The 21164-nt window shown below is 63.9% G+C and carries 16 protein-coding genes and 1 pseudogene; 10 read left to right on the top strand and 7 right to left on the bottom strand.

Annotated features, from left to right (window positions below; translation table 11 throughout):
* Positions 1-21 precede the first annotated feature (21 nt).
* A complete protein-coding gene (locus ACS5Q1_RS26415; RefSeq protein WP_473100960.1) occupies positions 22-2316 on the top strand; it encodes a TRAP transporter permease in 2295 nt (764 codons plus the stop codon).
* 23 nt (positions 2317-2339) lie between these two features.
* Entirely contained in the window at positions 2340-2693 is a 354-nt protein-coding gene (locus ACS5Q1_RS26410; protein ID WP_473100959.1) for a DUF1850 domain-containing protein, read from the top strand.
* A 142-nt stretch (positions 2694-2835) separates the two neighbouring features.
* Here the strand turns inward: ACS5Q1_RS26410 and ACS5Q1_RS26405 are convergent, their stop codons facing one another.
* On the bottom strand, positions 2836-3033 hold the full coding sequence (locus tag ACS5Q1_RS26405; RefSeq protein WP_473100985.1) for a hypothetical protein: 198 nt from the start codon (positions 3031-3033) through the stop codon (positions 2836-2838).
* Between the two features lie 274 nt (positions 3034-3307).
* Here ACS5Q1_RS26405 and ACS5Q1_RS26400 point away from each other — a divergent pair, with 274 nt between their 5' ends.
* Complete coding sequence (locus ACS5Q1_RS26400; RefSeq protein WP_473100958.1) at positions 3308-4903, top strand: gamma-glutamyltransferase family protein; 1596 nt, start codon at positions 3308-3310, stop codon at positions 4901-4903.
* Between the two features lie 39 nt (positions 4904-4942).
* On the top strand, positions 4943-5575 hold the full coding sequence (locus tag ACS5Q1_RS26395) for a LysE family translocator (RefSeq protein ID WP_473100957.1): 633 nt from the start codon (positions 4943-4945) through the stop codon (positions 5573-5575).
* Positions 5576-5581: 6 nt separating this feature from the next.
* Here ACS5Q1_RS26395 and ACS5Q1_RS26390 read toward each other — a convergent pair whose 3' ends face one another.
* Positions 5582-6595, bottom strand: coding sequence for a nickel/cobalt transporter (locus tag ACS5Q1_RS26390; protein ID WP_473100956.1), 1014 nt, complete (start codon positions 6593-6595; stop codon positions 5582-5584).
* The gene (locus ACS5Q1_RS26385; RefSeq protein WP_473100955.1) at positions 6586-7227 is read right to left on the bottom strand and encodes a DUF1007 family protein; all 642 of its coding nucleotides are present in this window, start codon (positions 7225-7227) and stop codon (positions 6586-6588) included. The genes ACS5Q1_RS26390 and ACS5Q1_RS26385 overlap by 10 nt, the downstream gene beginning before the upstream one ends.
* Before the next feature lie 211 nt (positions 7228-7438).
* Between ACS5Q1_RS26385 and ACS5Q1_RS26380 the strand changes: the two genes are divergently transcribed.
* A complete protein-coding gene (locus ACS5Q1_RS26380) occupies positions 7439-10939 on the top strand; it encodes an indolepyruvate ferredoxin oxidoreductase family protein (protein WP_473100954.1) in 3501 nt (1166 codons plus the stop codon).
* A 230-nt stretch (positions 10940-11169) separates the two neighbouring features.
* Here ACS5Q1_RS26380 and ACS5Q1_RS26375 read toward each other — a convergent pair whose 3' ends face one another.
* Both ACS5Q1_RS26375 and ung read right to left on the bottom strand, forming a co-directional pair.
* Positions 11170-12369 carry an amino acid aminotransferase gene (locus ACS5Q1_RS26375; RefSeq protein WP_473100953.1) on the bottom strand — a complete coding sequence of 400 codons (1200 nt, stop codon included), beginning with the start codon at positions 12367-12369 and terminating at the stop codon, positions 11170-11172.
* Positions 12370-12460: 91 nt separating this feature from the next.
* On the bottom strand, positions 12461-13168 hold the full coding sequence (gene ung, locus ACS5Q1_RS26370; RefSeq protein ID WP_473100952.1) for a uracil-DNA glycosylase: 708 nt from the start codon (positions 13166-13168) through the stop codon (positions 12461-12463).
* Positions 13169-13367: 199 nt separating this feature from the next.
* On the opposite strand from ung, the gene ACS5Q1_RS26365 reads away from it, so the two are divergent.
* From ACS5Q1_RS26365 to ACS5Q1_RS26345, 5 genes are all read left to right on the top strand, one after another.
* Positions 13368-14879 (top strand): bifunctional metallophosphatase/5'-nucleotidase, encoded by a 1512-nt coding sequence (locus tag ACS5Q1_RS26365; protein ID WP_473100951.1) that lies wholly within the window; start codon positions 13368-13370, stop codon positions 14877-14879.
* 210 nt (positions 14880-15089) lie between these two features.
* Positions 15090-17297, top strand: coding sequence for an HWE histidine kinase domain-containing protein (locus tag ACS5Q1_RS26360; RefSeq protein ID WP_473100950.1), 2208 nt, complete (start codon positions 15090-15092; stop codon positions 17295-17297).
* Between the two features lie 141 nt (positions 17298-17438).
* Complete coding sequence (gene hemH, locus ACS5Q1_RS26355; protein WP_473100949.1) at positions 17439-18500, top strand: ferrochelatase; 1062 nt, start codon at positions 17439-17441, stop codon at positions 18498-18500.
* 59 nt (positions 18501-18559) lie between these two features.
* Positions 18560-19543 (top strand): SPFH domain-containing protein, encoded by a 984-nt coding sequence (locus ACS5Q1_RS26350; protein WP_473100948.1) that lies wholly within the window; start codon positions 18560-18562, stop codon positions 19541-19543.
* On the top strand, positions 19540-19989 hold the full coding sequence (locus ACS5Q1_RS26345) for an NfeD family protein (RefSeq protein WP_473100947.1): 450 nt from the start codon (positions 19540-19542) through the stop codon (positions 19987-19989). Before ACS5Q1_RS26350 ends, ACS5Q1_RS26345 begins: the two co-directional genes overlap by 4 nt.
* Here ACS5Q1_RS26345 and ACS5Q1_RS26340 read toward each other — a convergent pair whose 3' ends face one another.
* On the bottom strand, positions 19990-20985 hold the full coding sequence (locus ACS5Q1_RS26340) for a KpsF/GutQ family sugar-phosphate isomerase (RefSeq protein WP_473100946.1): 996 nt from the start codon (positions 20983-20985) through the stop codon (positions 19990-19992).
* Between the two features lie 50 nt (positions 20986-21035).
* Positions 21036-21164, bottom strand: a pseudogene (locus ACS5Q1_RS26335) (UTP--glucose-1-phosphate uridylyltransferase); the annotation flags it as partial.

Below are 21164 nucleotides of genomic sequence, written 5' to 3'. Positions count from 1 at the left end.
AACAAGGTTTGAGGGAACGCCATGAGCCAGGGAGCGAACAATTCTGAACTCGCCCAGATGGAGGCGCCGTCTGAGGCTGTGAATCCGGAACACGGCCTGCCGGAAAGCTTTGGTGAAGGTTTTGCGGGCAAGCTCCTGTTCTGGATTGCCGTCTCGTTCTCCACCTTCCAGATCATCACCTCCTTCGGCATTCCCCTCGACCAGCCCTTCATCACGGGCCTGAGCCTCACCCATCTCTGGGCCGTCACCATGGTGGCCTGGGCGGCCTGGCTGATCGGGCTTGCCGTTCGCCGCCGCAGCATCCTAGACGGCGTTCTGGCCTGGCTCGCTGTTGCCTGCGCCTTCGGGCTCGTGCTCTGGTTCGGTGGCAGCATGCCGAGCCAGGTCGTGCGCACCATTCATGTGGGTTTCCTGTGCCTTGTGGCTGCGGCGATGATCGCCAACCATCGCGCCGGCTCGTCATCTACGCGCGCTGTCGGCTGGATCGTCGGCGTCGTAAGCTTCTTGGTCGGGCTGTACCATTGGGCGCTCTACGAGGAGCTGGTCATTCGCGCGGGTGAACTCACCACGCTCGATCTCGTCGTCGGCATCGCCGGGCTCGCCATTCTGATCTACCTGATCTGGCGCGTCATGGGTCCTGCACTTCCCATCGTGGCCAGCCTGTTCCTGTCCTATTGCCTGTTCGGGCACCTTCTGCCGGCTCCCCTCGATCATCGCGGCTATTCGCTGGAGCAGGTGATCGAGCACATGTCCTTCGGCACGGAAGGCATCTACGGCACGCCGACCCTGGTTTCGGCCACCTACATCTTCCTCTTCATCCTGTTCGGCGCCTTCATGGAAAAGGCCGGCGTCATCGACTTCTTCAACGACATCTCGATGGCGGTCTTCGGCGACAAGCAGGGCGGGCCCGGCAAGGTGTGCGTGGCCTCCTCCGCCCTCATGGGAACGGTCTCGGGCTCGGGCGTCGCCAATGTGGTGGCCTCGGGCCAGTTCACGATTCCGCTGATGAAGCGCTTCGGCTTCACCTCCGCCTTTGCCGGCGGTGTCGAGGCGACATCCTCCATGGGCGGCCAGATCATGCCTCCGGTCATGGGTGCGGTTGCCTTCATCATGGCCGAGACCATCGACGTGCCGTATTCGAAGATCGTCGAGGCGGCGATCATTCCGGCCATCCTCTATTTCGCGGCCTGCTATCTCGCGGTGCATCTGGAGGCCGGCAAGCGCAACCTGCGCGGCCTGCCTAAAGCTGAATTGCCGAACGCCTGGACCGAGCTGAAGACGAAGTGGTTCCTCATCGCCCCGCTCGGCGTCCTCGTCTATCTGCTCTTCACCGGCTACACGCCGCTCTTCGCCGGCGCGGTCGGTCTGTCGCTGACCGTGGCGCTGATCCTCGGCACGGCCATCGCTATGGGCTTCGGCACGCCGGCTCTGCGGATTGCGTTCTGGGTCGGGCTGGCGCTGGTAGCGGCCTATTCGCTTGCCTCGACCGTGACGCTCGTCGTGCTCGTCGTTGCGGCGCTTTCGCTGTGGAACGCCTTCTCGGGACGCGGGCGCACGACCTTGCAGGCCTGTGTCGAAGCCATGGCGGATGGTGCGCGTCAGGCGCTGCCGGTGGGCCTTGCCTGCGCGGTGGTCGGCATCGTGATCGGCACCATGACGCTCACCGGTCTCGGCACCATCGTTGGCACCTGGATGATCTCCATCGGCAAGGAGAACATCTTTGCCGCCCTCGTGCTCACCATGATCTTCAGCCTGATCCTCGGCATGGGCATCCCGACGATCCCGAACTACATCATCACCTCTTCGCTCGCAGCCCCCATCCTGCTGCAGCTTGATGTGCCGCTCATCGTCTCGCACATGTTCGTGTTCTATTTCGGTATCATGGCGGACCTGACGCCGCCGGTGGCGCTTGCGGCCTTCGCGGCCGCCCCCATGGCCAAGGAATCGGGCCTCAAGATCGGCATGCAGGCGGTCAGGATCGCGCTGCCCGGTTTCGTCATTCCCTACATGGCGGTCTACGATCCGACCCTGATGCTGCAGCCGGTGCCAGGGCTCGAGGGCGTAAGCTATTGGCTCGCGGTGGTCTACATTGTCCTCAAGGCGACGCTCGCCATGACGCTTTGGGGAACCGCCGCCATCGGTTATTTCCTCAAGCCTCTGTCGTGGTGGGAGCGCCTCTGGGCGATGGTCGCGGCTGCACTTCTCGTGGCGGCGATCCCGCTCACCGATGAGGTCGGCTTCGTGCTCTCGGGTCTCTTCGTCGGATACCACGTCTGGCGGACGCGTCGGGTCGCCTCACCCGCCGCCATCGGCTGATGATCTGCCTGCTCGGCGGCTCCATGATTGCGCCCCTCATGGCGGGCGCAATCACCCTGGCCTGGACCCATTCGGTCGAGAAGATCACCTGGGAGGAGGATTGGCGCAGTACTCCGGCGGGGCTCGAACTCGTCGAGGCGCGGGTGCGCGGCTCCGGGGCCGGCATGGAGCCGCCGCCTGAGGCCAAGCTCGTCAACGGGGTCTGGTCGTGGCGGCCGAGCCTGCCGCCGCAGGCGCAGGTGACGATGCGCCGCTCAGGCGCGACGGCGGATTGGCGAATCTGCATCGCGGGCCAATGTCGCCCGATGGAAGCTTCCGTGCCGCCCGAGGCCGATCCGATCGTGATGAAGGCATGTGAGGGCGGCCAACAGCCTTAAAAAACACTGTCCTCATCCTGAGGAGGTCACACAGCGACCGTCTCGAAGGAGGATTCAGTGCGATCTGGAACCTCCTTCGAGATGCAGCTTCGCTGCTCCTCCGGATGAGGTTCTTGGGATGATAGGCCTGAATGTTTTGTTTTTAAGCCCGGCCGGTCAGCGGCTCGACGGCAACGCAGCGGCGCCAGAGATTGACCAGGATGTAGACGGCGAACAGGCTGAACAGGACCATCAGCGCGTAGCCGACGTAATCCCCGAGCTCGAACAGGCCCGCGATGGCCCAGCCGGCGGCGATCGCCACGCCGAAGACCTCCGCGCCCACCAGGATCATGATGCTCATGATGGTGATCACGTTGCGCCAGTTGGTGCTTTTCGCCTGAGCCACTGTTGCCTAACTCCATTGCTTGCGAATGGGACTACCCTAAACGCACCCTCCGGCGCAAGGTTTTGTCCCCTTCAATCGTGACGCAGCCCACTTTGCCATTCCCGACCGGAGATGGCGGAGCCATCGCATCGTGGATGAGAGTGGATTCCCTTCTCGATCCTGCAGACCGCCGGAGATGACACCGGGGGCGACAGGGGCTAGTCAGCTACTTTTCCGTGTGATCGTGCTCATGGCTGAAACTCCCGTCTTCTCGACAGCCGCCGTTGCGGCTCCTCACAGGCTAGCCGCAGAGACCGGCCAGGCCATTCTGGCCGCGGGCGGCAATGCGGTCGAGGCCGTGGTGGCCATGGCGGCGACGATCGCGGTGGTCTATCCGCACATGAACGGCATCGGGGGCGACGGGTTCTGGCTCGTGCGCGAGCCCAAGGGTCGCATCCATGCCCTCGACGCCTCGGGACCAGCCGGCTCGCTCGCTACCATCCGGCGCTACCACGACAAGGAGTATGACGCCATCCCGCCGCGTGGGCCGGATGCAGCGCTCACCGTCGCCGGGGCCGTGAGCGGATGGGGGCTGGTGCTGGAGCTTGCCAGGGCACTCGGCGGGCAGTTACCCCTCGATCTCCTGCTGAGCGATGCTGTTCGCTTCGCCCGCGAAGGCTATGCCATCGGTGCGGCAGAGGGGCGGAATACTCTGCTGGAGCAGGAGTCTCTGTTTGCGGCGCCGGGCTTTGCGGAAGCCTTTCTGGTCGACGGCAAGCTGCCGGAGGCCGGCGCCACGCGGCGCAACCTCAAGCTTGCCGATACGCTCGCCCAGCTCGCCCATGCGGGGCTCGCCGATTTTTATCGCGGCGATGTGGGACGCGAGATCGCCGCCGACCTGGAGCGCATCGGCAGCCCGATCATCCGCAAGGATCTGGAGACCTATCGCGCCCGGGTCGTGCAGCCCCTATCCGTCCGGCTGAATCACGCGACCGTCTACAACCTGCCGCCGCCGAGCCAGGGACTGGCCTCACTCCTGATCCTCGGGATGTTCGAGCGCCTGAATGTGGCGCGTTCCGAGACGCCGGAACATCATCACGGGCTGATCGAGGCTGCCAAGCGCGCCTTTGCCATCCGCGACCGGGTGGTGACCGATCCCCGCGAACTCACCCATAATCCAGCGGATTTCCTCACCCCAGCGGCGCTGGAGCGGGAGGCGTCGATGATCGAGGCTCGCCGCGCTGCGCCTTATCCGCCGCGCTCTGCGGAGGGCGATACGATCTGGATGGGGTGCATCGACAGGGATGGGCTGGCAGTGTCCTACATCCAGTCCGTCTATTGGGCCTTCGGCTCCGGCTGCGTCCTGCCCGCGACCGGCATCCATTGGCACAACCGGGGCTTGAGCTTCTCGCTCGATCCCAAGAGCTTCAGAGCCCTGGAGCCAGGACGAAAGCCGTTTCATCTGCTCAACCCGGGCCTTGCCGTTTTCAATGACGGGCGTGTGCTCTCCTACGGCACCATGGGCGGCGACGGGCAGCCGCAGACTATGGGCCAGATCTTCACCCGCTATGCCGATTTCGGCATGAGCCTCGCCGATGCCGTGGACGCGCCGCGCTGGCGCTTTGACAAATCGTGGGGCGCATCATCGGCAACCCTCAAGGTGGAGGACCGCTTCGATCCGAGCCTGTTGCGCACCTTGTTGAGCTTCGGTCATCCAATCCAGGAACTCGGCAAGCCCTATGCCGATGCGATGGGCCATGCGGGCATGCTGGTGAAGCATCCGCGCAACGGGCGCGTCGAGGCTGTGCACGATCCGCGCTCGGATGGCGGATCCCTGGGACTTTAGGGCCGAACTCCGATACAGGGTGGGGCAAGGAGCTTTCACATGCCCGAAACCGCAAGTCTCGTCGCCTTCGCCCTGGTCGCTCTCGGAATGGTGCTGACGCCCGGACCGAACATGATCTACCTCGTGTCCCGATCCATCTCACAGGGGCGTGCGGCCGGCTTCATCTCGCTTGCGGGCGTGGCCGTCGGGTTTCTCGTCTACATGCTCTGCGCGGCCTTCGGCATCACGGCCCTCGTGCTGGCCGTGCCCTATGCCTACGATGCGCTGCGCTTCGGCGGCGCTGCCTATCTTCTCTACTTGGCCTGGCAGGCGGTGAGGCCGGGCGGACGCTCACCGTTCCAGGTCAAAGGCTTGCCCGAGGACAGCCCGCGCAAGCTGTTCACGATGGGGCTTCTCACGAACCTGCTGAACCCGAAGATCGCCGTGATGTACCTGTCGCTCCTGCCTCAGTTCATCGATCCGGAACAGGGCAGCGTGCTGATGCAGTCCATCGTGCTCGGCTTCACCCAGATCGTCATCAGCGTCAGCGTGAATTCGGTCATCACCGTCATGGCCGGCTCGATCGCGGTGTTCCTGGCCACGCGTCCGCGCTGGATGGTGATGCAGCGCTGGCTGATGGGCACCGTGCTGGGCGGTCTCGCCGTGCGGATGGCGTTCGAATCGCGGCGATAGCAAGTTTTACGCGGTCGCCCACAGGCCGTAGAGGAGGCTTGTCCCCAGCACCAGCACGAAGGCGGCGGCGAGAAGCTCGAGCCCCGCGATGGCGATGGCGCCCGAGGCCCCGCGTCCACCGGCAACTCTCAAGGCCATGGCCTTGAAGAAGACCGCGAGCGCCGCAATCGCGCTGGTGGTCAGCGCTGTGCCGAGCGCCATGGCGAAGGTCGCGGCGATGCCGGCCGCGAACAGGCCCTGCGACAGGGCGAAGACCAGGACGATGAGCGCGCCCGCGCAGGGGCGGATGCCGGCGGCGATCGCCACGCCTGCCATGTCGCGCCAGCCGGTCAGGCGGCTGAGTTCTTCCGGTGGCGGCATGTGGACGTGATCACAATCGTCCTGGGCCTGCGCCAGGGGATTTCGCGCGAGCGCCATGACGCCCAGGATCTTGCCAGCCTTGCGCCAGGTGATGACAGCGCCGAGCAGGGCCACGGCGACGAAGCTCGCCAGCTCCACGTTCATGGCGAGCTTGTTCATGGTCGAGGCGGTGGCCCGCAGCACCAGGCTCACGAGAGTGACGATGGCGATGGCGACGAGAGCCTGCACCAGGGCGGCGGCGAGGCTCAAGATAAAGCCTTTGCGCAGAGCCTTCTCGTCGGCCACGAGATAGGCCGAGATTACGCCCTTGCCGTGTCCGGGGCCGGCGGCATGGAAGATGCCATAGGCGAAGCCGACGAAGAGGAGGGAAAGCAGGGCGGAGCCGTTCTCTTTCATCTCGCGCACACCCGCCTGCAGGCTGCCGTAGAAGCCCGACTGCACCGACAGGATCCAGACGCCGAGGCTTCCCGAAGGTGTTGCCTCGCGCAGGCCGATGCCGAAAGGGCTGCGCGGCGGCTTGCTCAACGGTCCAAGCCACAGGCCGATCAGTCCCATCGCGAGGGAAATGGCGGCGATGGCTGCGAACATGACAGCGAGCCGCCGCCACAGCGGCGCCCGCCCGGTACTTGGAAGGGCAGAGGCATCGGACATCAGGGACATGCAATGATGGCCCTGTTCGAATATTCGATGCCGATATCCTGGGTCTGGATCGCGCCCTCGTCCTGCAGGATCTGCTGCATGGTGGCATCGAGCGGCTTGGCCTTGGCGATGCTGGTCACGCAGCCCTGCGGCGCATTGGCGAGGGAGACGGCCGCCTGACCCTCCGACAGGCTGAAATAGACGAAGAAGGTCGGGTCCTCGATCTCGATGGACACGGCCCCCGAGGAGGAGGCTGGTGCCTTGAGGGGCAGGAAGAACGACATGGAAACTTGTGTTTTCTCCATGCTCATCCGGGCTTCCCGCGGCGACTCGAAGGCTTGCGGCTTGCCGCGGGCTTTCAGCACCGTGAAATACCCGAATTCGTTCAAGGAGGCGGCATTCTCGGTGGCGAGGTCCTGGAGTTCTTCCGGAGAGAGCTTGCCGTCGTTGTTCGTGTCGAGCCCCTGGGTGACGTAAGCCGTGTAGGCCTCGTCGAACGTCCAGTGGTGGCGAACGCCCGTCACCTTGCCGTCGGGCGAGAAGACGACCTCGGCCCTGGCCGTGACCCAGACATGGGGATGGGCAAGGGCCGGGGAGGCGAGGCCCAGACACAAGGCCGCCAAGGCAGATTTCAGACCGATCTGGCGTGTCATGCGTTGACCCTGGAACAGCGACGCTTCCGGCGAGGAGCCGGACCTTACGAGCGGTATGAGGGTTTCATGGTTAACAGAGGCGAAACGAAGGCGCGAGCGTCGGGCCTCGATTGACGGCCACTGGAAGATATGTCAGCATTACTGACATATTCCACGAAAATAAGACCGGGACACCGGCAACGGAGCAAAGGCTCCAGGAGGAAAACGGGTAATGACCGGCGGTCACGGTGCGCTCCGTAACGTCACGCTCGACGACAAATACGATCTCTCCAAGGATCACGTTTTTATTACCGGCACGCAGGCGGTCATCCGCATGCTGCTGATGCAGCGCGAGCGGGATCGGCTCGCGGGCTTGAGCACGGCCGGCTTCGTCTCCGGCTATCGTGGTTCCCCCATCGGTGGCCTCGACCAGAATCTCTGGCGCGCCCGGAAATGGCTGGAGGCCTCCAACGTCGTCTTCCAGCCTGGCCTCAACGAGGAACTTGCCGCGACCGCCATCTGGGGCTCGCAGCAGGCCGAAATCCGGGGAGACGGCAAGTATGACGGCGTGTTCGGCCTCTGGTACGGCAAAGGGCCCGGCGTCGACCGCTCAGGCGACGTCTTCCGCCATGCCAACATGGCAGGCTCCTCGAAGTACGGCGGCGTGCTCGCGCTCATGGGCGACGACCACACGGCGGAATCCTCCACCGTCGCGCATCAATCGGAATTCCACTTCGTCGACGTGATGATCCCGATTCTGAACCCGGCGGGCGTTCAGGAGATTCTCGATTACGGCCTCTACGGCTATGCCATGAGCCGCTTCTGTGGCACCTGGGTCGCCTTCAAATGCGTGAAGGACAACATCGAATCGACCGCTTCCGTCGATGCGTCCCTCGACCGGGTGAAGATCGTCATCCCCGACGACTTCACCATGCCGCCGGGCGGCCTCAACATCCGTAACCGTGACGGCGTGCTCGACCAGGAGGCGCGGCTTCAGGATTTCAAGCGCGATGCCATGCTGGCGTTTGTCCGCGCCAACAATCTCAACCGCATCGTCCTCTCCGGCGGCCGCAATCCGAAGATCGGCATCATCACCGTCGGCAAGTCCTATCTCGACGTGCGTCAGGCTCTCGACGAGCTTGGCCTCGACGAGGTCAAGGCGAATGACATGGGTCTGCGGCTCTACAAAGTCGCCTGCCCCTGGCCGCTGTCGCAACGCGAACTCGTCGATTTCGCGCGCGGTCTCGACAAGGTCATCGTCGTCGAGGAGAAGCGCTCTCTGATTGAGGTGCAGCTGCGCGAGGAGCTTTACGGCACCGCCAACCAGCCACTCTGCATCGGCAAGAAGGACGAGGAGGGTCGCTGGCTCTTCCCGGTGAAGGGTGCGCTCGATCCCAACGATATCGCCATCGTTATCGGCGAGCGCCTGCTGGCCTATCACAACAATGACGACCTGCGCGGCCGCGTGGCACGGCTTCGCCATGCGCAGGAGGTACTCGTCGCGACCAGCGACGTGGCAACTCGCACGCCGCATTTCTGCTCCGGCTGTCCGCACAATTCCTCGACGAAGGTGCCCGAGGGCATGCGCGCTTATGCGGGCATCGGTTGCCATTACATGGTGCAGTGGATGGACCGCTCCACCGAAGGCTTCACGCAGATGGGCGGCGAGGGCGCGAACTGGATCGGCGAGGCGCCGTTCTCGAAGCGCGGTCACGTGTTCCAGAACCTCGGCGATGGCACCTACAACCATTCCGGCGTTCTGGCGCTGCGCTGGTCGATCCACACCAAGACCAACGTCACGTATAAAATCCTCTTCAACGATGCGGTCGCCATGACCGGCGGGCAGCCGCACGAGGGCAAGCTCACCGTCGACATGATTGCGCGCCAGGTGCGCGAGGAGGGTGTCGAGCGTATCGCACTCGTCACCGACGAGCCGGACAAATATCCGAAGGAGATGCGTTGGCCGTCCGGCATGACGATCCATCACCGCACCGAGCTCGATTCCGTGCAGCGCCAGCTTGCTGAAATTCCTGGCGTGACGGTGATGATCTACGATCAGACCTGCGCCTCGGAAAAGCGCCGCCGCCGCAAGCGCGGCGAGTTCCCGGATCCGGACAAGCGCGTCATCATCAACGATCTCGTCTGCGAGGCCTGCGGCGATTGCTCGGTGCAGTCCAACTGCGTCGCCGTACAGCCCGTGGAAACCGAGTTCGGGCGCAAGCGCCAGATCGACCAGTCGAATTGCAACAAGGATTTTTCCTGCGTCAGCGGCTTCTGCCCGTCCTTCGTGACGGTGCATGGCGCCAAGATCAAAAAGGCTGTGCCTGAGACCGTCTCCACGGACGGCATGGCGTTCAAGCCGCTGCCCGATCCGGCGATTCCTTCCATCGACCGCACCTTCAACGTGATCGTGACTGGCGTTGGCGGCACGGGCGTCGTGACCATCGGGGCGATCCTCGGCATGGCGGCGCATCTCGAGGGCAAGGGGCTGGGCATGATCGACATGGCTGGCCTCGCCCAGAAGGGCGGCGCGGTCTACAGCCATGTGCGGCTCGCCAACAACCAGGACGACATCCACGCCATCCGCGTGAGCGCCGAATCGGCGCATCTCGTGCTTGGCTGCGATCTCGTGGTGACGGGCACCAAGAAGGTGCTCGCCTCCGTGAAGGAAGGGCAGACCGCGCTCGTGGTCAATACGGCGGAGGTGATGCCGGCCGAGTTCACGCGCAATGCCGATTTCTCGCTGCCGACCGAGCGTCTCAAGCGGGCGATCAAGTCGGCGGCGGGCACGGAGGGCGTTTCCTTCGTCGATGCGACGGCGATTGCCACCGCACTTCTCGGCAATGCCATCGCCGCCAACATGTTCATGCTGGGCTACGCCTACCAGACCGGCCGCGTCCCGCTTTCCGGTGCCGCCATCGAGAAGGCGATCGCGCTTAACGGCGAAGCGGTGAAGATGAACCTTTCCGCCTTCACCTGGGGCCGTCGCGCGGCAGCCGAGCCCGAGCTGATCGCCGCCATGATGAGCGAGCTGAAGGCGCCGACAGAATCGCGCAAGCTTTCGGAGACCCTCGACGAGGTGATCGAGCGGCGCGTGGCGTTCCTGTCGGGTTATCAGAATAAGCGGTATGGCCGGCGTTATCGCAGCCTCGTCGAGCGCGTGCGCGCGGCGGAAGAGAAAGCCGTGCCGGGCTCGACCGCGCTCACCGATGCGGTGACACGCTCGCTGTTCAAGCTCATGGCCTATAAGGACGAGTACGAGGTCGCGCGGCTCTACACGAACGGCCATTTCGAGAAACAGGTCGCATCCGCCTTCGAGGGCGAGAACCTGCGCTACGAGTTTCACATGGCGCCGCCGGTTCTTGCCAAAAAGGATCCGGTCACGGGCCTGCCGAGGAAGATGAGCTTCGGGCCTTGGATGCTCAAAGCCATGGGCGTTCTGGCGAAGTTCAAGCCGTTGCGCGGCACGCCGCTCGACGCTTTCGGCTACACCCACGAGCGCCGCACGGAGCGCCAGCTCATCCGTGACTTCGAAGGGCTGATCGAGGAGATTGTGACGAAGCTCGATGCCGGCAATCACGCTGCCGCTGTCGGCCTCGCCAACATCCCGCAGAAGATCCGCGGCTTCGGTCACGTCAAGGAGCGGAACTTGAAAGCGGCGAAGGCAGAGGAGGCGGATCTCCTCGCCAAGTTCCGTAATGGGCCGCAACCGATGGCGATTGCGGCGGAGTAAAGGTCTCGACCATTGTCATCCCGGACGCCATAGGCGATCCGGGGTCGTCTGACGAGAATGGTACTTGAGCCTAAACGCTGTCATTCCCGCGTAGGCGGGAATCCATAACCGCTGACGGTGCCAAGCTGGCCGTAGGTCGTGAATATGGATCCCGGCCTTCGCCGGGATGACAGTGCTTTATTGGTTGAACGATCCCGGATCGGCTTCGCCGTCCGGGATGACCGCTATGGTTACTTCTGCATCGCCTCGACGAAGCTCTTCGCGACCTTCGGCACATTCGTCTCGTTGAGGCCCGCCACGCACATGCGGCCGGAGCCTACGAGATAGACGCCGTCCCGCTCGCGCATGGTGTCCACCTGCTGCGCGCTCAGACCCGTATAGCTGAACATGCCGCGCTGGGTCGTGAGGAAGTCGACGTCGATCGCGTTCGACAGGGCGCGGATCTCGTCGGCCAAACGCTTGCGCATCGCATCCATGCGGTCGCGCATGATCCCGACCTCGCGGGCCCATTCGGCGCGAAGGCCATCGTCGCCGAGCACGATTGCGACCAGAAGGCCGCCCGTCATCGGCGGGCTCGAATAGCTGCGGCGCACGGCGAGCTTCAACTGCCCGAGCACGCGCTCGGCCTCGTCAGCATCGCGGCAGACGACGCTCAGGCCGCCGCAGCGCTCGCCATAGAGCGAGAAATTCTTCGAGAAGGAATTGGCGACGAGGCAGCTCGCGCGTTCCGCATACCGGCGCACGAAGGCGGCATCTTCGTCGAGGCTGTTGCCGAAGCCCTGATAGGCCATGTCGAACACGACGATGTGGCGCTTGGCGAGAAGCACCTCGGTCACGGCTGCCTGCTGGCGCTCGTCGAGATCGACGCCGGTCGGATTGTGGCAGACGGGCTGAAGCACGACGATGGAGCCGCTCTCGGCGGCTTCGAGCGCCTTCACCATGCCGTTGAAATCGACTGAACGATTGGTGCGGTCCCAATAGGGATAGGTCGTGGTCTTGAAGCCCGCGCGCTGGAAGAGACCGTGATGGTTCTCCCAGGTCGGATCGCTGACGAGCACCGTGCGGCCGGGGCAATGCTTGGCGAGGAAGTCGGCCGCGATGCCTACCGCACCCGTGCCGCCGATGGTCTGGATCGTGGCGATGCGCTTCTCGGCAAGCGCCGGATGCCTGTCGCCGAAGACGAGTTTCTGCACGCCTGCACGATAACCCGCATGCCCTTCCATGGGCAGATAGGGTCGCTCCGCAAAGCCGATGCGCTCATAGGCAGTTTTGACCGCGCCCAGCACCGGGATGCGGCCGTTCTCGTCCGTATAGACGCCGATGCTGAGATTCACCTTCTCGGATCGCGGATCGGCCTTGAAGGCGTCGTTGAGGGACAGGATCGGGTCGCCCGCGAAGGCTTCCACATGTCCAAACAGTGATTCCGTCATGCTGATCTCCAAGCCTGTCGCGGCGAAAGTGTTTGCATTGCGCGAGACCTAGCTCCTGTAGAGGTCTCTCGGCAAGGTTCTTCGTGAAAACTCAAGGATCCAGCCGCCAATCCACCGGCTCCAGCCTCTTCTCGGCAAGCCAGGCATTGGCGCGACTGAACGGCCTCGTGCCGCGGAAGTCATTGAGGCGGTTGAGCGGGGAGGGGTGGCCCGCCTCGATTACCAAGTGCTTTTTCCGATCCACCAGAGTGGCGCGCTTGCGGGCCGGTCCGCCCCAGAGCAGGAAAACCACGGCGGGCTGCTGCGCCGAGATTGCGGCAATCGCCTGATCGACCAGGGCCGACCAGCCGAATTTCATATGCGCACCCGATCGTCCGGCCTCGACCGTAAGCGACGTGTTGAGGAGAAGAACGCCCTGCTTTGCCCATTTCGACAGATCGCCCGATTTCGGCATCGGCACACCAAGATCCTCTGCCATTTCGGCAAGGATCGTGCGCAGCGAGGCCGGCAGCCGCCGGGAGCCGCGATAGGAGAAGGCCAGCCCATGGGCATCCCCGGGTGTCGGATAGGGATCCTGACCCAGAACGACGACTTTGACCTGATCGAGCGGTGTCAGCGTCATGCTGGCGAACACGGCGTCGGGCGGGGGGAGCACTTGGGCACCCGAGGCGACCACCGCGTCGACCTTGGCCGCTACCGCATCCGCGCTCCTATCTTGAAAGAACGGGAGCCCAAGCCAACCCTCGGCCTGCGAGTTGGCGCGAAAATCGGCGAGGGCTTGGCTGATGGGTCCAGTCATGAAGAAAGCTTGCCTTTAGGTAAGATGGAGACTCTGTTGATGCGCCGGCTAAAGGGTTCGGCGGCGAGCGATGAAAAAGACACCAGGGATGCCGCCGATCCGGCGCCGGGAATATCGACAGAATGTTACTTCTGTGACACGTTGCCGGTCTAGGTTCCATGACCCTAACCAATGGATCCAACCTTCTACGAGGACCTTCATGATGTTTCAGAGCCGCCCTTCCGCTGCGTTTCGCGCCGGGTTTCTTGGGTTGTCCATGCTTCTGTCGGGTACGGCCCTGGCACAGGAGTCCGTGACCATCCGTTTCGTTCAGACCAACGACATCGACCGCATGAGCCCCGAGAAGGGCCGTGGCGGCTTCGCCAAGCTGGCCACGGTCATCAAGGAAGAGAAGGCCAAAGGCAATGCTTTCTTCATCCATGCGGGTGACACGATCTCGCCCTCGCTTCTGTCGGGCTTCGACAAGGGTGCCCACGTCATCGACATCCTGAACCGCATGGGCGTCGACGCCATGGCGCCGGGCAACCACGAATTCGATCTCGGCGACGCGGCCTTCCGCGCCCGCATAGCCGAGGCCAAGTTCGACGTGCTGGCCACCAACATCGTCGACGGCAACGGCCTGCCGGCCAACACCAAGCCCGACAAGATGATCGAGGTCCAGGGCGTGAAGATCGGTTTCTTCGGCCTCACCACCGAGACGACGCCGATCGAGTCGAGCCCCGGCACCATCAAGTTCTCCTCCACCATCGACACCGCCCGCGCGAAGGCCAAGGAACTGCGCGAGAAGGGCGCCGACATCGTCGTCGCCATCGCGCACACTCCCCTGGCAGTGGATCTGATCATCGCCCGCTCCGCTGGCGTGGACGTGATCATCGGCGGCCATGACGAGCACCTGCTTGCCTTCTACGACGGCAAGGTGGTCCTGTCGGAATCGGAATCGCAAGCAAACTACGTCAACGTGGTGGAACTGGCCGTCACCAAGGCCACGAAGGACGGCAAGACCACCGTCACTTGGACGCCGAACTTCCGCATCGTCGACACTGCCACGGTGAAGCCCGATCCCGACATCGAGGCCGTCGTGAAGGGCTACGAGGACAAGCTCTCCAAGGAACTCGACGTCGAGATCGGCGTGACGGAAACGGCCCTCGACAGCCGCCGCGCCACCGTGCGCGGAGGCGAAGCCGCCATGGGCAACCTGATCACTGATGCGCTCAAGGCAGCCGTCGGCGCCGATGTCGCTCTCACCAATGGCGGCGGCATCCGGGCTGACAAGCAATATCAGGCCGGTCAGAAACTGACCCGTCGCGACATCCTGTCCGAGATGCCGTTCGGCAACACCACCGTGCTGATCGAGGTCACGGGCGCGCAGATCAAGGACGCGCTCGAGAACGGCGTGAGCCAGGTGCGCGAGCTCGGCGGTCGCTTCCCGCAAGTCTCCGGCATCGTGGCCGAGGTCGAGGTGAAAGAACCTGTCGGCAGCCGCGTGAAATCGGTCAAGATCAACGGCCAGCCGCTCGATCCGGCCAAGACCTACAAGCTCGCCACCAACGACTTCGTGGCTCGCGGCGGCGACGGCTATCGCGCCTTCACCAATGCCAAGTCGCTCATCGACGTCTCGGCGAGCCAGCTCATGGCGAGCCAGGTGATCGACTACGTCGCCAAGGCCGGTAAGGTGGCGCCGAAGGTCGAGGGCCGCGTCGTTCTGCGCTGATCCGACCGGCAATTTTTTTCTTCGCGCCGGGGCTCACATGAGCCCCGGCGTTTTTATGGAACGATGTTGCAGATGTGATGTTCATGCGCGTTCTGCCGCATGCCTCTGGTCAAGTGGACAGCGAGACGCAAATTCCCTCTCCATCATTGGCGTTTGCTGTGCCATTCTGGCCGCGCAACGGCGAATCTCACATTCAAAAGCGATCTCTCCTTGCAGTATTACACGCGCCCAGAATCGATCAGCCTGTCCCAGAAGCGGCGTCGCCGTTCCCTTGCGCGCGGACGACTGACGCTGTTCATGGGCTTGTTCGGCGTTGCGTTCATTCTTCTGACCTTCGGCTACATTGCCTGGGAGCAGCGCAACCGCCTGATTCAGCGTAACGAGGACGACATCCGCAATGCGGCCTTCTTCCTGGCCGATCACACGGCCAGGCTTTTGGAGGTCACGGACCTGACCTTGAAACAGGCCACCACCCTGGTGCAGGGGCAGAACTGGGATCAGGTGGAAGCCTCGAAAGCCCTGTGGCATCAGATCAATGCTGCCCAGGAGGCTTTGCCCTATATCGAGGATGTCTGGCTCAATGATCCGAGCGGACGCCTGCGCCTGACATCGGCGCAGTTCCCGACGCCTGTATCGAATCTTGCCGGGCGGGATGCCTTCAACGCTCACGTGAATGCGGATCGAGGATTGTTCGTTGGAGAGCCGATCCTCGGGCGGGTCTCGAAGGCGCCGACCTTCATGATCAGCCGTCGCCTCCAGGATGGCGGCGCGGAATTCGGCGGCATTGCGGCAGTCACCGTCTCTCTATCCTATTTCTACGATTATTGGTCGAAGATCCGCTTGCCGAAAGGCAGCCGGGTCGCTCTGCTGCGCGCCTCCGATGCCGCAGTCATTGCGCAATTTCCGCCGCCGACCGATGGCCTGTCCTTCGCCCCGATCGACAAGGCCGCCTTCGACAGGGCGCTGAACGCTTCCTCCCAGGCTGGGCTCTATTCCTTCGCCAGCCTGGGACAGGAGCGCCTCGGGGCCTATCGTCGGGTAGGCTCGATGCCGCTCTATCTGAATGTCAGCATGCCGGAGGATGCCTATTGGACGCCGTGGTATGTCCAGACGCGGCTCTACGGCGCCTTCGCGCTCATCGCCCTGTTGGCGTTGCTCGCACTGACGGCGCTGGCCTCCGAGCAATTCCACGAACAGGCGGCCAATGCTGCGCTCCTCGAGCGGCAGGTGGCTCTGCGGACGAGCGAACTGCGCACGGAAACCGCAGCGCTGGAAATTCTCAACCGCACCGGCAGCGTGCTTGCGGCGGAACTCGATCTTGATCGTATCATCGAGAGCGTCGTCGAAGCCGGCATCGAGCTGACCGAGGCGCAGTTCGGCGCCTTCTTCTGCGGCGCGTCCCAGGGCGGGAAAGAGCATTATGGAAAATTCGAGCCCGCAGGACTTCGCGACGCTTTCGGCGCCCTGAACATCCGGGAGATCTGCGCCCCGGCTTTCCAGGAGGGCAAGGCGGTCCGCCTGGATAATATTGCAGTCGAGCAGGGACATGACGGCACGCCCTTCCCGCTGGACGCTACGCCAGACGCGCCCGTAATCCGCAGCATCCTGGCCGTTCCCGTCGTGCTGCGGACCGGGGAAACCCACGGCATCCTCGTTTTCGGGCACGAGATGGCGGGAATGTTCAATCGGCGTTCCGAGCGCCTTCTCGCTGGCCTGACGGCACAGGCGGCCATTGCGCTCGAGAACAGCGGCCTTTACCGCAATGCACAGAGCGAGATCGAAGAGCGCAAGCAGGCCCAGACCCAGCAATCCCTGCTGATCCGCGAACTCCATCACCGGGTGAAGAACACGCTTGCCACCGTCCAGGCGGTGGTGGGCGCAACGGCGCGCTCTGCTTTGAGTATCGACGATTTCTATCACGCCTTCGTCGGACGCATCATTTCGCTCGCCAACACGCATTCCCTGCTCACCGAAGCCGTATGGCAGACCGCTTCCTTGCGCGAGATCCTGGAAAAGGAACTCCGCCCCTACAACGACACCAAGGGCGAGAGGGTCATTCTGAACGGTCCCGCCGTGGAACTGCCCTCGGAGGCGGCCGTGCCCATCGGCATGGCAATTCACGAGCTGACCACGAACGCTGCCAAATATGGCGCCCTTTCGATTCCCAACGGGAAGGTTGCGGTAACCTGGGAAGCCGAGCCTGCAGACGGCGGGACACGGCTGCAACTCGTCTGGGAGGAGCGGGGCGGCCCCGCCGTTTCGTCGCCGAAACGGCAGGGGTTCGGCTCGCGTTTGCTGCACCGGGTGCTGGCGACGCAACTCAACGCCAAGGTCGAGATGGATTTCAACCCGACAGGATTGCGCGTAGCCATCGATGCCGTTCTCAAGCAGGCGCGGTTCCCGGAGATGGGCGTCTGACGCGCGCTCGCACAAGACCGGGTTGCAACCAATCCCGACGATGCGATGAGGCGTCCTGTTGGCGCAGCCGCCTGAAAATCCTATCTAGGCCGCATCGAGAGCGGGATTCGTTTCTCGGATCCTGCGGCCAAGGGGCTTTTTATGAATGAGAGTGTGAGTCTGACCGATCTTCGCCAGGATGTGCGCCCGGTGGATCACCCGCCCGCCCGGGCTGGCAGGATCGGTGTGCTTCTTCTGAACCTCGGCACGCCCGAGGGCACCAGCTACTGGCCGATGCGTGCCTACCTCAAGGAGTTCCTCTCCGACCGGCGCGTGATCGAGACGCCGCGCCTCCTGTGGTGGCCGATCCTCAACCTGATCATTCTGACAAAGCGTCCCGGCCCCAAGGGCCGCGACTACGCCTCGATCTGGAACAACGAGCGCGACGAGGGGCCGCTCAAGACCATCACCCGCAACCAAGCCGAAAAGGTTGCCGAGCATCTGAAAAGCATTGCTGGCGACAAGATCACCGTCGATTGGGCCATGCGCTACGGCAAGCCGGAGGTGCGCGAGCGCATCCAGGCGCTTCTCGACCAGGGCTGCGACCGCATCCTGCTGGTGCCGCTCTATCCGCAATATGCGGCGGCGACGTCGGCCACCGCCTGCGATCAGGCCTTCCGGGCCCTCATGGACATGCGCTGGCAGCCGACGGTACGCGTCTCGCCGCCCTATCACGACGATCCGGTCTATATCGATGCCGTCATCGCTTCGATGAAGAAGGAACTGGCGACGCTCACCTTCGAGCCGGAGGTGATCCTCGTCTCCTTCCATGGCGTGCCGAAGGAATACCTGCTCAAAGGCGATCCCTATCACTGCCAATGCGTGAAGACCTGGCGACTGATGCGGGAAGCTTTCGGCTGGCCGGAGGACAGGTTCCGCATGAGCTTCCAGTCCCGTTTCGGCAAGGCGGAATGGCTGCAGCCTTACACGGACAAGACGGTGGAAGCTTTGGCCAAGAGCGGCGTGAAGCGCATGGCCATCGTGGCGCCCGGCTTCTCCGCCGATTGCCTGGAGACCCTGGAAGAACTCAACGGCGAGAACCGCGAGATCTTCATGCATAACGGCGGCGAGGAATTCGCCTATCTGCCCTGCCTCAATGACGGTAACGACGGCATGCGCGTGATCAACCACATCGTGGAGCGCGAGCTCCAGGGTTGGATCTAGGACTCTAGGCCTGTTTGCGGTAGCGTGAGCCCTCTGCAACGAGGTTGCCTGGGGGGCTCATGCCGCTGAGTGGTTTCGACATCTTCGTCATCGTTCTGGTGCTCGTCGTCGTGGTGACGCTCGCCATGGGCATCAGGACGGTCCCGCAGGGCTATGCCTATACGGTCGAGCGGTTCGGGCGCTATTCGCGCACGCTCACGCCAGGCCTCGGCCTGATCGTGCCCTATATCGACCAGATCGGCAAAAAGGTGAACGTCATGGAGCAGGTGCTCGACGTTCCAAGCCAGGAAGCCTTTACCAAGGACAACGCGGGCGTCACGATTGATGCCGCCGCGTTCTATCAGGTGCTGGATGCGGCCAAGGCGTCCTATGAGGTTGCCGATCTGAATCAGGCGCTGCTGGTGCTGACGATGACCAATATTCGCACGGTGGTCGGCTCCATGGATCTCGATCAGTTGCTCTCGCATCGCGACGAGATCAACGAGCGGCTCCTGCGCGTCGTCGATGCCGCGGCCTCGCCCTGGGGTGCCAAGGTTACACGTGTCGAGATCAAGGACATTCTGCCGCCTCAGGACCTTGCCGGCGCCATGGCGCGGCAGATGAAGGCCGAGCGCGAGAAGCGCGCCGCCGTGCTCGAAGCGGAAGGCTTGCGGCAGGCGGAGATCCTGCGCGCAGAAGGCCAGAAGCAGTCGCAGATCCTCGCCGCGGAAGGCCGTAAGGAAGCGGCCTTCCGCGATGCGGAGGCGCGCGAGCGCCAAGCGGAGGCTGAGGCCAAGGCCACCGGCATGGTCAGCGATGCCATTACGAGGGGTGATCTCGCGGCCGCCAATTTCATCGTGGCGGAGAAGTATATCGAGGCGATCCGTGCGCTTGCTTCGGCACCGAACCAGAAGGTGGTGATCGTGCCCATCGAGGCGGCCGGCCTTGCCGGCACGCTCGGCGGCATCGCCGAACTCACCAGATCCGTGTTCGGTGAGGGTGGCGCTGGCGTCAAGCCCGTGCGCAGCGTTCCCACGGTTGCCGGCGGAGCCGAGCGCTCATGATAGCCGATGCATCCCTCGGCCTCGGCGCCTGGGCCTGGATCATCCTCGGTGTGATCCTGATCGGCGTCGAGCTGATCGCGCCGGGATCGTTCTTCCTCTGGCTCGGCCTTGCCGCCATCGCCACCGGCTTGCTGGATTCCCTGCTCGGTCTGTCCTGGCAGGCGGCTGCGCTGCTCTTCGCGCTGTTGTCCATCGGAGCGGTGATCCTGGGACGTTTCGTGACCCGCTCGAAAACGCAGCCCGACACCGAGACCACGCCGCTCAATCAGCGCGGACAATCTTTGGTCGGGCGGGTCTTCACCCTTGAGACACCGATCAAGGACGGCGAGGGTCGCATCCGGGTCGATGACAGCTCCTGGCGGGTGACGGGCGCCGACCGCTTTGCCGGCGCCAGGGTGCGTGTCGTGCGGGTCGAGGGATCGACGCTTGTCGTCGATGATCCCTGATTACGCTGCACCCGCGCGCAGCAGGTCGAGATAATGCACGAGGCCGATGGGTCGGCTGTTCTCGACCACGATCAGGGCCGTGATCCGGGAGGCCTCTTCCATCTCCAGCGCGGTCGCCACGAGAGCATCCGGCGCGATGGTGCGCGGCGTCTTGGTCATGATCGCCGTCACCGGCAGTGTCATGAGGTCGGGCTTGAGGTTGCGGCGCAGATCGCCGTCGGTGACGATGCCCGCGAGCGTGCCGTCGCCATTCACCACGATCACCGCCCCGAAGCCCTTGCGGCCGATCTCGCCGATGGCCTCGTCCATGCGCGCTTCGATGCTGACGATCGGCAGACGCTCGTCCTTGTGCATGATGTCGCGGACAAGCTTGAGGCGGGCGCCGAGCTTCCCGCCCGGATGGAAGACCTTGAAGTGCTCCGCCGTGAAGCCGCGCTTTTCCAGGAGGGCGACGGCGAGGGCATCGCCCAGTGCCAGCTGGATCGTAGTCGAGGTGGTCGGCGCCAGCCCGTTGGGGCAGGCTTCCTTGGCCTTCGGCAGGGTCAGGCAGATATCGGCGGCGCGGCCGAGCGTCGATTCCGCATTCGAGGTCAGCGCGATCAGCGGCACCCGGAATCGGCGTGAATAGCCGAGGATGTCGGCGAGCTCGGCCGTCTCCCCAGACCAGGACAGGGCAATGATCACGTCGTCTGTCTGGATCATGCCCAGATCGCCATGGCTCGCCTCTGCCGGGTGGACATAATGGGCAGGGGTTCCGGTCGAGGCGAAAGTGGCGGTGATCTTGCGGCCCACATGGCCGGACTTGCCCATGCCGGTGACGATCACACGGCCCTTGGCAGCCGCCAGCGTCTCGACCGCAGCCGTGAAGACGGGACCGAGGCCGTTGCCGATGGCTTCCATCAGGATCGTCAGGCCGTCCCGCTCGGTTTCGAGCGTGCGCAGGGCTGAGGCAATGGTCAGATCGGGCGAAAGGGGAGCTTGTTGTGCAAGTGCCATGGCCGCCCCTCTAGCACAGACGGGCGGCCATGAGGAACCCTCGCGCTTGCTTACTTCTGCCGCAGCAGGGCTTCGAGCTCCCGGCGGAAATCGGCGGACAGCCCCTCGCGCTCCAGGGCATAGGCGACGTTGGCCATGAGGAAGCCGATCTTGGAGCCCGTGTCGTAGGTCTTACCCTG

It is taken from the genome of Microvirga sp. GN3, assembly GCF_055792825.1.
The sequence above is the reverse complement of the archived record's forward strand: the minus strand, read 5'-3'. Positions and strand labels throughout refer to the sequence as shown.

Excerpts from the sequence above, each read along its gene's own strand:
- ACS5Q1_RS26390 (WP_473100956.1), bottom strand. The coding sequence starts at position 6,595 with ATGTCCCTGATGTCCGATGCCTCTGCCCTTCCAAGTACCGGGCGGGCG.
- ACS5Q1_RS26400 (WP_473100958.1), top strand. The coding sequence starts at position 3,308 with ATGGCTGAAACTCCCGTCTTCTCGACAGCCGCCGTTGCGGCTCCTCAC.
- ACS5Q1_RS26385 (WP_473100955.1), bottom strand. The coding sequence starts at position 7,227 with ATGACACGCCAGATCGGTCTGAAATCTGCCTTGGCGGCCTTGTGTCTG.
- ACS5Q1_RS26405 (WP_473100985.1), bottom strand. The coding sequence starts at position 3,033 with ATGAGCATCATGATCCTGGTGGGCGCGGAGGTCTTCGGCGTGGCGATC.
- ACS5Q1_RS26340 (WP_473100946.1), bottom strand. The coding sequence starts at position 20,985 with ATGGCACTTGCACAACAAGCTCCCCTTTCGCCCGATCTGACCATTGCC.
- ACS5Q1_RS26410 (WP_473100959.1), top strand. The coding sequence starts at position 2,340 with ATGATTGCGCCCCTCATGGCGGGCGCAATCACCCTGGCCTGGACCCAT.
- ACS5Q1_RS26415 (WP_473100960.1), top strand. The coding sequence starts at position 22 with ATGAGCCAGGGAGCGAACAATTCTGAACTCGCCCAGATGGAGGCGCCG.
- ACS5Q1_RS26395 (WP_473100957.1), top strand. The coding sequence starts at position 4,943 with ATGCCCGAAACCGCAAGTCTCGTCGCCTTCGCCCTGGTCGCTCTCGGA.
- ung (WP_473100952.1), bottom strand. The coding sequence starts at position 13,168 with ATGACTGGACCCATCAGCCAAGCCCTCGCCGATTTTCGCGCCAACTCG.
- ACS5Q1_RS26380 (WP_473100954.1), top strand. The coding sequence starts at position 7,439 with ATGACCGGCGGTCACGGTGCGCTCCGTAACGTCACGCTCGACGACAAA.
- ACS5Q1_RS26365 (WP_473100951.1), top strand. The coding sequence starts at position 13,368 with ATGATGTTTCAGAGCCGCCCTTCCGCTGCGTTTCGCGCCGGGTTTCTT.
- ACS5Q1_RS26350 (WP_473100948.1), top strand. The coding sequence starts at position 18,560 with ATGCCGCTGAGTGGTTTCGACATCTTCGTCATCGTTCTGGTGCTCGTC.
- ACS5Q1_RS26375 (WP_473100953.1), bottom strand. The coding sequence starts at position 12,369 with ATGACGGAATCACTGTTTGGACATGTGGAAGCCTTCGCGGGCGACCCG.
- hemH (WP_473100949.1), top strand. The coding sequence starts at position 17,439 with ATGAATGAGAGTGTGAGTCTGACCGATCTTCGCCAGGATGTGCGCCCG.
- ACS5Q1_RS26345 (WP_473100947.1), top strand. The coding sequence starts at position 19,540 with ATGATAGCCGATGCATCCCTCGGCCTCGGCGCCTGGGCCTGGATCATC.